The 13,842-nt window shown below is 41.4% G+C and carries 13 protein-coding genes; 6 read left to right on the top strand and 7 right to left on the bottom strand.

Going from position 1 to position 13,842, the window contains the following annotated elements; translation table 11 throughout:
- Positions 1-121: 121 nt before the first annotated feature.
- The 4 genes from BLS59_RS15845 to BLS59_RS15830 all read left to right on the top strand — a co-directional run bounded on the left by BLS59_RS15845 (position 122) and on the right by BLS59_RS15830 (position 4,829).
- Positions 122-769 carry a TetR/AcrR family transcriptional regulator gene (locus BLS59_RS15845; RefSeq protein ID WP_091150352.1) on the top strand — a complete coding sequence of 216 codons (648 nt, stop codon included), beginning with the start codon at positions 122-124 and terminating at the stop codon, positions 767-769.
- A complete protein-coding gene (locus BLS59_RS15840; protein ID WP_240315252.1) occupies positions 747-2,123 on the top strand; it encodes a TolC family protein in 1,377 nt (458 codons plus the stop codon). The genes BLS59_RS15845 and BLS59_RS15840 overlap by 23 nt, the downstream gene beginning before the upstream one ends.
- A gap of 19 nt (positions 2,124-2,142) precedes the next feature.
- Positions 2,143-3,204: an HlyD family secretion protein gene (locus BLS59_RS15835; protein ID WP_091150347.1), complete on the top strand. Its 1,062-nt coding sequence runs from the start codon at positions 2,143-2,145 to the stop codon at positions 3,202-3,204.
- A gap of 74 nt (positions 3,205-3,278) precedes the next feature.
- A complete protein-coding gene (locus BLS59_RS15830) occupies positions 3,279-4,829 on the top strand; it encodes a DHA2 family efflux MFS transporter permease subunit (RefSeq protein ID WP_091150345.1) in 1,551 nt (516 codons plus the stop codon).
- 264 nt (positions 4,830-5,093) lie between these two features.
- Here BLS59_RS15830 and BLS59_RS15825 read toward each other — a convergent pair whose 3' ends face one another.
- Together BLS59_RS15825 and BLS59_RS15820 are read right to left on the bottom strand one after the other, a co-directional pair.
- Positions 5,094-5,678, bottom strand: coding sequence for a carboxymuconolactone decarboxylase family protein (locus tag BLS59_RS15825; protein WP_091150735.1), 585 nt, complete (start codon positions 5,676-5,678; stop codon positions 5,094-5,096).
- A gap of 162 nt (positions 5,679-5,840) precedes the next feature.
- Positions 5,841-6,386: a peroxiredoxin gene (locus tag BLS59_RS15820; protein WP_091150343.1), complete on the bottom strand. Its 546-nt coding sequence runs from the start codon at positions 6,384-6,386 to the stop codon at positions 5,841-5,843.
- A gap of 185 nt (positions 6,387-6,571) precedes the next feature.
- Here BLS59_RS15820 and BLS59_RS15815 point away from each other — a divergent pair, with 185 nt between their 5' ends.
- Complete coding sequence (locus BLS59_RS15815; protein WP_091150341.1) at positions 6,572-8,491, top strand: WG repeat-containing protein; 1,920 nt, start codon at positions 6,572-6,574, stop codon at positions 8,489-8,491.
- A complete protein-coding gene (locus BLS59_RS15810; protein WP_091150339.1) occupies positions 8,488-9,126 on the top strand; it encodes a DUF2306 domain-containing protein in 639 nt (212 codons plus the stop codon). Before BLS59_RS15815 ends, BLS59_RS15810 begins: the two co-directional genes overlap by 4 nt.
- Positions 9,127-9,228: 102 nt before the next feature.
- On the opposite strand, the gene BLS59_RS15805 is transcribed toward BLS59_RS15810, so the two are convergent.
- The 5 genes from BLS59_RS15805 to BLS59_RS15785 all read right to left on the bottom strand — a co-directional run bounded on the left by BLS59_RS15805 (position 9,229) and on the right by BLS59_RS15785 (position 13,834).
- A complete protein-coding gene (locus BLS59_RS15805; RefSeq protein WP_091150337.1) occupies positions 9,229-10,851 on the bottom strand; it encodes an NADP-dependent glyceraldehyde-3-phosphate dehydrogenase in 1,623 nt (540 codons plus the stop codon).
- A 123-nt stretch (positions 10,852-10,974) separates the two neighbouring features.
- A complete protein-coding gene (locus BLS59_RS15800) occupies positions 10,975-11,862 on the bottom strand; it encodes a metallophosphoesterase family protein (RefSeq protein ID WP_205411284.1) in 888 nt (295 codons plus the stop codon).
- A gap of 114 nt (positions 11,863-11,976) precedes the next feature.
- Complete coding sequence (locus BLS59_RS15795; RefSeq protein ID WP_091150334.1) at positions 11,977-12,255, bottom strand: Atu4866 domain-containing protein; 279 nt, start codon at positions 12,253-12,255, stop codon at positions 11,977-11,979.
- Positions 12,222-13,061, bottom strand: a complete 840-nt coding sequence (locus BLS59_RS15790) for an oxidoreductase (protein ID WP_091150332.1) — start codon at positions 13,059-13,061, stop codon at positions 12,222-12,224. The genes BLS59_RS15795 and BLS59_RS15790 overlap by 34 nt, the downstream gene beginning before the upstream one ends.
- A gap of 41 nt (positions 13,062-13,102) precedes the next feature.
- A complete protein-coding gene (locus BLS59_RS15785; RefSeq protein ID WP_091150330.1) occupies positions 13,103-13,834 on the bottom strand; it encodes an SDR family oxidoreductase in 732 nt (243 codons plus the stop codon).
- Positions 13,835-13,842: the final 8 nt, after the last annotated feature.

The raw sequence follows: 13,842 nt of genomic DNA, 5'->3' as shown, positions 1-13,842 counted from the left end.
TAAATCAAACTGAATAAAACAATTTTGTCATTAAACAGTAATCATTAATCAAACGATTAACATTTCCCATGAAATGACTTTCACTAATCAATCGTTTGATTAATTTTGTGCCGTTAAAACAATGGACAAAGATAAAATAGATAAAAAAGACCACATCCTTGACGTTGCCGAACGTGTGTTTTCGGACCTTGGATTTGATGGCGCTTCTACCCGCACTATATCAAGTGAGGCAGGCGTAAATATGGCCATGCTCAACTATTATTTCGGTTCAAAAGAAGGACTTTTCCTGGCTATATTTGAGCGTAAGATCTCTTCTTTCCGTACCCTTCTGCAAAATATAGGCAGCGATGACAGCATGTCGTCATGGGATAAACTGGCAAAATGTATTGATAACTATGTTGAACGCATTATAGTTAACAACTGCTTCCAGAAACTGATTAACCGTGAAATAACTATGACCAAACGTTGGGACCTTAGCGATAAAATTGTTGAGATTTTAATGGTGAATGTTTTTGAAGTTCGCAAGATAATAGAAGAAGGGCTCAACAGTGGTAATTTTTATAAAGACATCGACATCCCCATGGTGATAGCCACCATGTTTGGTACAAAGAATTATATCATTAATACACCGCAAATGTCGTCGCTTATTGTAGGACACGATATCCGCGACGAAAAGTTTATGGAAGAGGTGCTAAAGCCACGCCTCAAAACTTATATGAAAAGACTTTTAAAAGCTTATTTAGTTAATGAAAATGACAACTCAAAATAAAACCAATCACCTTACACTGTTGAAAAATACAGCGCATGCGTTCTGGAGGTATGGTACCGCCTTTGCAGTATCAGGCCTGCTGTTTACAGCTACCGTGAACGCACAAGACAGGACAATTACTTTAGACGAGGCCGTTAAGCTTGGCCTTGATAACAGTAAAGTGCTGAAACTATCACAAGCCAAAATTGATCAGGCTGTATCGGCCTACAACCAGGCTAAGGACGAAGCCTTGCCTACCGGTAAGATAAGCTACGGCTACAACCACGCCGAAATTCCGGCCAACAGGCTTGCCCTGGGTACAGAAAGCTTTAACCTGCCCCAACGTGCCGATGCCTATTTAGGTATCCTATCACTAAACCAGGTGATCTTTGCTGGCGGTAAATACAAATATGCCCGTCAATCAACCGAATTGTTAGCGCAGGTTGCCCGTTTGGATGTTAATAATGATAAGGATCAGATCACTTATGATATCATCAGCCAATACTATAACCTTTATAAAGTGTTGCAAAGCAAAAAAGTAGTTGAGCAAAATTTATCAACCATTGATGCGCAGATCAAACAATCGCAGCGCTTTTTTGATCAGGGTATTGTAACTAAGAATGATGTACTAAGATTCCAGTTGCAACGCTCAAACATCGAGCTTAATGGTATAGACCTGGAAACTAACCGCCGTATCATCAATTACAATCTCGATATATTGTTAGGGTTGCCAGAAAGCACACAACTAACTATAGCCCAGATCACCGAAGCCGACAGGACTGTTGCACCGCTAAGCAATTATATTGATACCGCAATGGCAAGCCGTCCCGAATTTCAACAATATGATTTGCGTGGCACCTATGCAGATGTAAACATCAAAAATATTAAGGCCAACACGCTGCCTACTTTAGGTGCATCCGCAAGTGGTTATTATGTAGATGTGAGCGCTAATCCAATACCAAAAAGCGGTCAGTTTATAACACCATTATCTGTAGGACTGACGCTTTCATGGGATTTTGGCAAGTTATGGACTAACAAAAACAAGATCACCGAAGCTAAAATACAGCGCGAAGAGGTAACCATAAACAAAAGCATTACTGTTGACCGTGTGAAGAACGAGGTAAACCAAAACTACCAGAACTGGACAATGGCTTTGGATAAGATAAAGCTACTGCAAACCTCCATTGAGCAGGCCGGTGAAAACAATAAGATCCTCGAATCTAAATACAAAAGCAATATAGCATCAGCTACAGACCGTGCAGATGCGGAAACCTTGCTTTACCAGGCACAGATAAACCTGGAATTGGCTAAAGCTGATGCAGGTCTTGCTTACTACACGTTACTAAAATCAACAGGAAAAATTAATAACAAATAATACTAAACCACTCAATACAATGGCAAAGGAACACGAAACACAGGAACACGAACCAAAAAAGAAACCAAATAAAGTTATCCCTATTATATTAGGCGTATTACTTGTTGGCGGTATCATTTTCGGTATAAAAGAATACATATACTATGGTAAACACATTGATACTGACGATGCGCAGATTGATGGCGATATAAGCCCGGTAGTTGCCCGCGTTGGCGGATATGTAGATTCTATCTATTTTGAAGAAAACACACATGTAACCGTTGGTCAAACGTTGGTTAAAATTGACGACCGTGATTACAAGGTTAAGGTAGAGCAAGCGCAGGCAGCACAAGTAGGTGCAAGTGCCGGTATAAACGTTAACCAATCTCAAATTTATGCCAACGAGGCAAACTCATCAAGCGCAAGGGCGCAGGTAGCATCAAATGCTGCACGTTTGGATAAAGTGCAAAAAGATTACGCACGCTACGCCAACCTTGTAAAAGATGGTTCAGTTACCCAGCAACAATTTGATCAGGCTAAAGCAGATCTTGATGTTGCTAAAGCCAACCTGCGTGCATCACAGGATCAATACAAAGCTGCCCAGGAGCAAATAGGTACAACCCGCAGCCAGTTAAAGGTTACCAACACTGGTGTAAGCCAAAAGCAGGTTGATATTGATTATGCCAAACTTCAATTAAGCTATGCAACTATAAAAGCACCGTCAAGCGGTTTAGCAGCTAAAAAGAGCGTTCAGTTAGGCCAATTGGTACAAGCAGGACAAACATTGTTCTCTATAGTGAATGATAACAGTCTTTACATAACTGCCAACTTTAAAGAAACACAGTTGAATGATATGAAGAACGGTCAGAAAGTTGATGTTGAAATTGACGCTTACCCTGACCTGAAACTGGAAGGTGAAGTTTATAACTTCTCACCTGCAACCGGTGCCAAATTCTCTTTATTACCGCCAGACAATGCTACCGGTAACTTTGTAAAAGTTGTACAACGTGTGCCTGTAAAAATCAAAATAACTGCCGATAAGGCAACAATGGACAAATTACGCCCGGGAATGAGCGTAAAGGTTTCTGTAATTAAAGGATAATCCCTGATTTGTGAATTCGGATTTTCTATTCCGGATTCAAAATTCAGGATTTAAAATTTAGAATCTAATATAAAATGGCTGAAACAGGCTTTAAAAAATGGATCATCACCATTACAGTTATCATAGCCTCCTTGCTGGAGCTTATTGATACCACAATTGTGAATGTATCCCTGCCCGATATACAGGGTAATCTTGGCGCCACGCTGGAAGATATTGCCTGGGTGGTTACGGGTTATGCTGTAGCAAACGTAATTATACTTCCTATGTCAGGCTGGCTGGGAAGTCGTTTCGGGCGTAAGAATTACTTTATCACCTCAATAATTGTGTTTACCATTGCCTCATTTTTATGCGGTAATGCTACAAATTTAAATGAGCTGGTAATGTTCAGGATATTACAAGGCGTTGCAGGTGGTGGCTTAATATCAACCTCGCAGGCCATATTAATAGAAACCTGGCCGCGCGAACAAATTGGTACTGCTACAGCGTTATTTGGTTTAGGCGCCGTAGTAGGCCCAACTGTAGGCCCAACAATAGGCGGTTATATTACCGATCACTCCAACTGGAGATGGATATTTTATGTAAACATTCCTGTTGGTGCGTTGGCGGCGTTTTTTGCCTACACCTTTGTACGAGAAACACCTAAGGAAGCAAAGGGAAAACCAATAGACTGGTGGGGTATAGCCCTGCTGGCCGTTGCGGTAGGCAGTTTACAAACCATATTGGAAAAAGGCGAATCGGAAGATTGGTTTGCTACCGGGTATATTACCGTATTAACCATCACCGCTATATTGGGCCTTATACTATTTATATGGCGCGAAATGAGCATCGATTACCCGATAGTGAATTTCAGTATCCTGCGGCACAGGAGCTTCGCGGTGGGGATGTTCACGTCCTTTATTCTCGGGTTCGGGCTGTATGGATCGGTGTTCGTGTTCCCGGTATTTTGTCAGAATTTGCTTGGCTTTACGGCACAGCAAACGGGCGAGATCCTGTTCCCCGGTGGGTTATGTACCATTATCATGATGCCATTTATAGGTAAGATGCTTAATAAAGGCATCCCCGCGCAATTTATGGCAACCGCGGGTATGTTCCTCTTCTTTGTATTTACCACAATGCTCAGTAATTCAACGCTGGCCATGGGAACCAGTAACTTCTTTTTACCGCTGGTGATAAGAGGTGTTGGTATGGCGCTGTTATTTGTGCCGTTAACCACATTGGCCATAGCCGATTTGAAAGGCCCGGAAGTTGGACAGGGAACAGGTTTGAACAATATGATGCGCCAGTTAGGCGGTTCATTTGGGATAGCTACCTTAACAACTATCATCCACATACGCCAGGGTGTGCACCGCCAAAACCTTTTAACCAACATTACAGCCACTAATCCGGCCTTTGTTGATAGGTTTAACGCTTCCTTACACTCGTTCATGGCTAAAGGGCATTCATTAATAGATGCCACACGCATGGCCTATGGCGCTATAGAAGGCGCCTTAACCAAACAGGTATTGTTGTTAACTTATGATGATGCCTACTGGATCTCAGGTTTGGTGATGCTGTTCTCGATACCTTTGCTGTATCTGCAGCCATTTAAGAAAAACAACGTTAAAATACCGGTAGACGCGCATTAATAAACGATAAAAGCCGTTCCACTATTACCTGGAACGGCTTTCCCCAAAAAAAATTAACAATTAAAATTTAAAATACTCCCCTCAGAGAACAGATGCTTTTAATAAAGAATAATGCAGGCTGAGGTTTGTTTAATCTTAGGTATAAATTTAGAAGTTTTTAATTAACAATCGCAAATTTTATTCAGTAATAAAGCACTATTTATGAAAAAGGCATGAAATTTTAAAATTTCATGCCTTTTTCTATACTAAAAGTAGGTAAGCAGCTTAAAAAATTACTTTCCCGGTAGCCGTAATCAGCGACGCGATGCGCACGGCATCAAAAATCCGCTCTTCTGTGGTGGCCAGTTTTATCAATGAATCTTCGTGAGCGTTCACGCACATCTCGCAACCGTTAACGGCAGATACCGCAAGGCTCATCAATTCAAAAAATTCTTTACCGGTAACAGGCTTCATCATCAGCTGCATACGGATACGTGCTGGTATCTGCGTATATTTTTCCTTTTGGGTAAAATGCCTGAACCTGTAAAACACATTGTTTGATGCCAGTAAAGACGCGCAACCCACTGCTTCGGCTATTTCTTCGGCTGTTGCCTCGTTTTGTTCGGCATACTTGGTGAAATATACAGTAAGCGGATTGTTGTTATTGTTTACAGCAATGCTTAAAGCCAGTAACGCGCATTCCTTAGCGGTTAAATGGGCTGATGTAAGGGTGCTGGTAAAATTCAGCTTCAGATCGCGCAGGTAGCGCGACCGGCCTTTTTCAAGCAGGGTAAGGCTTTCGGTTCTATAGTCATTATCTAATCCAATGCTTTGCAGCAGTTCCTGGATCACTTCGGTACTTTCGTTCATTTTTATTAGTTTAAAGCTTAAAGCAAAAGGCATAAAGCCAAATGCTAAGGACTCTGTTGATAATATAAGAAAAGCTTTGGGCCTTAAGCCTTCTGCTTTCAGCATATAAAAAAATCCCCGCACAATAATTAACTGTACGGGGAAATATACGGTAGGGGTTAATTAAACGGTAAGGGTTTCCTGACCCTTTTCCCAGTTACATGGGCAAAGCTCGTCGGTTTGTAAACCATCAAGTACACGTAAAACTTCTTTAACACTACGGCCTACGCTTAAATCATTAACACATACCCAACGGATGATACCGGTAGGATCGATAATGAAAGTTGCACGGTAAGCGATCTTTTCGTTTGGTTCTAATATACCAAGGTCTTCAGCTAATGATTTTGAAGTATCGGCAAGCATCGGGAATTTAAGATCGCGCAAATCGTCATGATCGCGTCTCCAGGCTGCGTGTACAAATTCCGAATCTGTAGAAGCACCGATCAAACGGGTTTCACGGTCGCGGAACTCACCAAAGTTTTTGTTAAACTCGGCTATTTCAGTCGGGCAAACAAAAGTAAAATCCTTTGGCCACCAGAACATTACTGTCCAAACGTTATCATCGTTCACCAGGTACTCAGAAGTTAGTGTTTCAAACTCTTTACCTTTTTCAAGGCTTGTTACAGCAGTTTTAGAGAATTGGGGGAATTTTTGTCCTATCGTTAACATAATTGCTATTTCGTTATTATTTATGCAAATATAACGTTTTTAAAGCACCTGCCGAATACGAATAATCTATACGATATAGATTTTATTGATATATTTTTACAACTCAATAAATTTTAACTATCTAACTCATAAACAGCCTTTTTTATAATTGCTTTGAGATTAATTTAAATAGCTATATTGGTATTATGAAAGCTAAACCTATCATAATAACCATAGTTGTAATACTGGTTTTACTTTGCGGATTTCTGTTCATTCGCAGTAAATACATGAGCAAGCCTCAAAAAGGCGAGATCACAGCGTTCTTGAACGCCTTTAATACGCAGATAAAGTCAGGCAATACCGATTCGGCAAGTTTATATTTTGACTCCGATCCGAAAAATAAATCGATAAAAACCTTGCTTAGCGTGCTAACCGGTAAAACCAGCACCAATGGAAAATCGAAACCGTTGTTTAAGTTGAGCATAAATACCGAAGATGCGCTTATCAAGCTCGTAAATCCCGAATTAACAACGGCTGTTGTAGCCGCAACCTTCCACTTTGAAGGCCTGCCGGCAGAAAAATCTATCATAACATTCACCATTCATAAAACAGGCAGCAAACAGTACAAATTTTCGCAGGTGGATCTTAAAGACTTCCTTACCGATTACGCGACCTATCAAACCAAAGTAATAAACAAAACCATACCCGAAAAAGATATTTACAGCCCGATAACCCTGGCCGCGTTTAAAACCGCCGAGCAGTTAAAAACCCGTTACGACAGCGTTTTATGGTTTAATCATGTTGACAATAAAACTTTTTATTATGTTGTAAAAGGAACTATTGAAGAAGGTTTTTACTGGCCTGAGTCGGATGAATTGAACAGAAGGAAAAAATCCGTTTACAAAATTGGCCTTGTAAACCCGGCTCTGCAAGAGATAATTCCTGTTGAGTATGATATGGTACACAATGTAGGCGGAACAATTAACGGACTGGTAGAGGTTGAAAAGGGAAATAAAAAGGGCTTTTATAATTTAGAAGGCAAATTGGTGGTACCCGTTAATTACGACCAAGCCTATCCGTTGAAGGAAGGTGAAGAAAACCTTGCGTTGCTTAAAAATGGTGACGATTATTTTTACCTGAAATCAGATTCTACCATATCTGACAAACTACCAGATTTTAAAATTGCCGACAATGTGCAGAAGATTAAAACCTATGGCAAATCATTCACGATAACAGAGAAAACGTCTGCAAATATCCTGGAGTTTAACTCACGCGAAGATTTTAATTCGATGGTTATATCGCCTTCGTACCTGGTTGATTGGCAAATACTGCCTAAATTTATTATGCTTCCAAACTCGCTCCGGAAACAAACAGATGAAGACGGTGAAGGTTCGGGTAGTTTGTCGCTTACCATTAATTTTAATGGAGATAAAAAGGATGATAGCACTAATTGGTTTACAAGCGCCTTCTATTCAGTTGTTGATGATTACTTGGGCGGCCGCTCGGGCTTATATACTACCAAGAACGTATTGCTGGTTGATAAAAAACAAAACAGGATACTCAGCTTTAACGCCAGCAGCTTCTTCGGCAATTCAGAAGGCGGCGGCGAACTGAGCGGTACGTGTAACGAAAACTCGCTAAAAGCCATTAATGATTCGTTATTTGAATTTAAAACAACATCGGAGCTTGACCAGGGCTTGTTAGATACCATCCGTTCACTTAAGGAAGGCCCTTACTACCATTACCTGCAAATAAAAAACGGAAAACTCACCGCATTAGCATCTAAACGGATCTTCCCTACTCAATTTGTAAAACTGGACGATTCCTACCTGCAAAACTGCTATCTTATTGTAAACGATGTATATAGCGAAAAAGCTTCAACAACTACCCTAAGTCATACAAGCAACGAGATTTTGCAGTGCATGAAAAATGAGATTTATGCTTCCTATCAATATAAATTCAAAAACAAAAGATGGAACGAGATTTTCGACTACAGGTTTAATGGCGGCGAAGACGCCAAAAACACTACCGTTGATGACTCCCTCACCACTATAGATAAATACAACATCAATTTTATCAACAGCAAATTAAACGGACAAAAAGCTACTACCTTAGCAGCTAAATGAGTATTACGGCACGGCTATTAAGGTATTTCGCGTTCTTTTGGATCTTGTTTTTATGCGCGGGCACTATTTATCAGTATATAAATTTTAAGCACGACACTTATTTTATTCACCTTAAACAAACTGCTGTTGCAACGGGCTGGTATCTGCCTGCCTTTTACTGCCATATTTTTGGCAGTAGCATTATTTTATTAGCCGGCTTTTTCCAATTCTCAAAAACGGTTTATAACAACCGGCCATTGCACAAGGCGCTGGGCAAGCTGTATGTATTTGGGGTGTTATTTTTTGCCGCGCCGGGTGCTTATGTCATGACGCTGTTTATCAACCGCGGTGGGTTTGTGTTCGCCTCCTTTTTTATTCAGAATACGCTTTGGGTGATTTTTACCCTATCGGCATTTTTACTGGTGAAGAATGGCAAAATAGACGCCCATGTAAAAATGATGCACCGTAGCTACGCGTTAGCATTTGGCGCGGTAATGCTGCGTTTTTATATCTGGCTGTTTATGCGTTTAGGTATTGGGGTAGATTTTGAGAACAATTACATTATCATATCATTTTTAAGCTGGGTACCCAACCTCATTTTGGTAGAACTGATCAATAGGTATAATAAATGCCCTTATCGCACCTTACAAAATTAAAATATGTCATTGTGAGGAACAAAGCAATCCCACATGCATAGTGTGCTACATGTATGGTAAGATTACTTTGTTCCTCACAATGACATATTGCTTTGGCTCTACTTAAAGTATAAACTTGGTACTCAAAAAATTAGAGTCGTTATCATTCACAATATCATTGAGTATCTGCTTATTGGTTTCGTTCATTTTGGTAGCCACTAATGAACGGATGGAGAAAGCCCTTAACGCGTCATGTACCGAAAGTGTACCCTCTGCACTATCCTTACGACCGGTGAACGGAAACACATCGGGCCCACGCTGGCATTGACTGTTGATGTTTACGCGACTTACCAAGTTCACAAACGGATCTATCAAGCTGGAAATTTCCTTAGCATCGTTACTAAAAATACTCACCTGCATACCATGCGGCGAGTCTATCTGATACGCTATCGGTTCTTCTATAGACTCAAACGGAATAACAGGGATCACTGGCCCAAATTGCTCTTCGCGATATAAGCGCATCTTCTCAGTAACCGGATAAACAATAGCCGGGTAAAAGAAGGAGGCTACCGTATCGCCGCCATTTTCGTTGATGATACTTGCACCATTAGCAATGGCATCGGCAACAATTTCGGTAAGATATTCGGTTTTGTTAGGCTCTGGTAGCGGGGTAAGTTTTACGTCCTTATCCCAAGGCAAACCGAATTTCAGTTTGGATACAGCTTCACTTAATAGTTTTAAAAATTCGTCGGCTACCTCCTTGTGTACAAATATCATTTTTATGGCCGTACAGCGCTGGCCGTTAAATGACAGGGCACCCAAAATACACTCGCTCACCGCTAAAGGCAGATCGGCATTTTTAGTGATGATGGCGGCGTTTTTTGCATCCAGACTTAACACAGCTCTTAAGCGGTTAATTTTTGGATGGCGTTTTTTCAGATCGTTAGCCACTTTACTTGAACCAATAAAAGCCAGCACATTGATCTTCCCGGTTTGCATTAAGCCGGGCGTAACAACGGCGCCACGACCGTAAACTGTATTTACCACCCCTTTAGGGAACGACTCCTGGAACGCCCGCAACAGTGGGTAATGCAAAAGCGTACCATGCTTAGGTGGTTTAAACAATATGGTATTGCCCATAATAAGGGCGGGGATCAAAGTAGTAAAAGTTTCGTTAAGCGGATAGTTGAATGGCCCCATACACAGTACCACGCCCAGCGGTGATCGGCGGATCTGCGCTATCAAACCTTCGGCCATTTCAAATCTTGATGACTGGCGGTCGATATCCTTTAGGGCATCTATGGTAGCGTTTATATATTCGATGGTACGGTCAAATTCCTTTGCCGAATCGCCGTATGATTTGCCTATTTCCCACATTAGCAGGTTAACCACTAAAGCGCGTTGCTCGCTCATTTTATAAATAAAGCGCTCCATGCATTTAATACGATCGGCAATACTCATGGTAGGCCATTCGCCGCGACCGTTATCGTAGGCGGCTATTGCTGCATCAAGGGCATCGTTAGCTTCTGTTTCGGTACAAATGGGGTAAGTGCCAATTAGTTTACGTTTAAAACCATCGGCGCCAAAAAAGCCAACCGGCGAATAAACTTCGCTTACCGGCCCGTTCCAGGGTTTTATTTCGCCATTACAAAGGTATTCACGCTGATGCACTTCTGTTATCTGAAATTCGGCCGGTATCTGGCTTTCCTCCACAAATATTGAACTTATCTGTTCTTGAAGACTCATATAGATTTGGTGTTAGATTTCTATAAAGTTAAATAAAGCTACTATTCATTAGCAAGCTTTTTTATCAAAATGGATTTTATTGCTAAATTCATAATTTAAACACCTGCTGACCAGCTAAAAATATTAATGTTTATGGCTGTAAAAAGTTAAGCCATTAGCAAATCCCGAAAAATCTGTATTGAGCCTTCGCGAAACAACCTGTAAGGAGTCATGATTACGTTTTACCTGCAGGTAGTGAAACATGGGTTTATAATCAGCTGCCATATCAGGAGTTATTTTATCCGAACGTAAAGGCTGATGAGGGCCACCTCCGCCGCCTATCACCAGGAAATCCTTACCCTTAAAGTTAAAACGTTCAAAATTATGGGAGTGGCCCGAAAGAAAAAGGACGCACTTTTTTGAGTTGATAAATGCGGGAACAAATTTTTGCTGAACTGCTGATGACGGCTTAACCACTTTGCTATTTGTAAAAGGCGAATGGTGACAACCAATGATCACCAGCTTTATCGCCGCATCGTTATCTAAGCCTGTAATTGTTTGAATGTACCATGCATCCTGCCTGGCTATAGCCGAATCCTTCATTTTACTGAAATTAGAATTTAGCAGAACTATCGCAACAGAATCTATTACTTCTACATAACCGGTTGACTTGTGCATCGGAAACCGGGATTGAAACCTTTCGGCACCTTTAGCTGCATTAAGCATAAGTTCATGATTGCCGAGGGAGGCATAAACCGGGATATTATTTTGGCTGCATAATTTCAGGTAACTATCCATTGCCTGCCATTTACTATTTTTATAGCCCAATGATACCACATCCCCAAGAATAAATAATCCAGCGGGATGGGTAGCTATAACATCCTTAAATATCAGTTCCGTCGCTTTTGTATTGTGATCTGATCTGCGAATCACCTTTTCTATAGCCAAAGGGGCCTGTGTATCACTGGCAAAGGCAATTACAGGGTTTTTATCCTGTGCAAGTGTTGACGAGAAACAACACATAGCTCCCATCCATATTGCAAGAAAACAGAAGTGCTTCAATACTTTCATCCCAATACAAAAATATCCTTAATGCTATAGCTCTGGTGAAGTTACAACATTAAAGATATTTTAGCTGGTACTGCCTTATGCAGATTCTTTATACAACATCATACCGGCATGAAAATATACGCCGTCTATGAAGTCACCTTCGGCGGTAAAGCCGGTATCATCCAGGTATTCTACATGTTTGCCTCTTATGGCATAGAAGCCGGTATAGGCATTTTTTTCATTTCCGCGGGCCTCAATGTAGCGACCGTTGGGCATAAACTCATGGCGTATATAACCGTCTTTGGTTACCCAAACGCCTATGTGCTCATTGCTTTGCATTTTTAATATCCAGTTGAAACTGTTAGTTCCTTCCATGTTTCTAAATCTTTTTGAACCGCCGCTATTTTTTGGCCGGCCAGTTGATAGGCATCTTCACCTAAAAATAAATTGAGCGGCGGGTTGGGGTCTTCTACTACTTTTATCATTGCCGCGGCGGCCTTTTCCGGGTCGCCGACTTGTTGTTTGTCCAGGCTGGTTTGGTGTACATTTACCATGTTGCGTACATCCTTATAAGCATCTATCTGATTTTTAGGTACCACGAGTGATCCTTCAGAAAGAAAATTAGTGCGGAAATAACCCGGCTGTACAATGGTGGTTTTAATACCAAATTGTGTTCCCTCGGCTGCAAGCGCCTCAGAAAAACCATTAACAGCAAACTTGGTAGCGCAATAAATGCCGCCACCCGGGAAGTTACCGGTAAACCCGCCGATAGACGAGATGTTAAGAAAATGCCCTGATTGTTGCTCGCGCAGGTAAGGCAGCGCTTTACGGATAACATTTAATGATCCAAATACATTTACCTCGAAGTTTTCGCGGGCTTCGGCATCAGTTAGTTCTTCTAAACCACCAAGCAAGCCGTAACCTGCATTGTTTACCACTACGTCTATCCTCCCGAAAGTACTTACAGTTTTTTCGATAGCCTGCTGTACGCTTTCTTCATTTTTTATATCTACTGCAAGCGGTAAGAAACTGTCACTCTCTGCTGTTACAGCGGCATTAAGATCATTAATGTTTCTTGATGTTGCGGCCACTTTATAGCCTTCGCTTAACAACCGCTTTACAAGGCTCAGGCCTAATCCTTTGGAGGCCCCGGTTACAAACCATATTTTTTTATCGTTCATTTTTTTATGTTTAGTGTGTGATTTAATTGTTGATCTTTTGATTATCGTGTTTGTCCAAGCGGCCTTAGCACCAGATCATTTATGGTGATGTTCCCCGGTTGGCTTATAGCGTATACAACCGCGTTGGCAATTGCCTCTTCATCCATTTTGGGCATATTCCCCAGATTTCCGTACAGCGCTTTTATCTTGGGGCTGGTAATATCATGTCCTAATTCTGATTGGGTGGCACCAGGAAAAATAGTAGTCACTTTTATGGTTTGGGCCACTTCTTCGCGCAGTGTATCCATAATTGCGCGAACCGCGAATTTTGTACCCGAGTAAACCCCGATACCCGGCGATGTTCTTAAACCGCCGACAGATGATGTTGCCAGAATATGCCCCTGTCCACGTTCAAGCATATGCGGAAGTACGGCGTTAATACCATACAGTACACCTTTAATATTGATATCTATCATTCTATCCCATTCGTCAACATGCCCTTCATCAAAAAAGGAGATAGGCATAATGCCGGCGTTGTTCCAAAGCACATCCACATGCCCAAATTTGGCAATAGCCTGCTGTATCAAATTATCCAGATCGATGCGTTTGCTTACATCGGTAATTACATACATCGTATTGTCGCCCAGCTCATTTACAAGAGCTTTCAGCTGATCTTCCCGGCGGGCAGCGAGTACAATCTTAGCGCCCAAGCCTGCTAATTTGCGGGCAGTGGCCGCTCCCATGCCACTGCTGGCACCGGTAATTACTATTACTTTATCCTTAATATTTTCCATTTTGGCAG

Origin of the sequence: Mucilaginibacter pineti (genome assembly GCF_900101875.1) — a bacterium.
Classification (GTDB): domain Bacteria; phylum Bacteroidota; class Bacteroidia; order Sphingobacteriales; family Sphingobacteriaceae; genus Mucilaginibacter; species Mucilaginibacter pineti.
The sequence above is the reverse complement of the archived record's forward strand: the minus strand, read 5'-3'. Positions and strand labels throughout refer to the sequence as shown.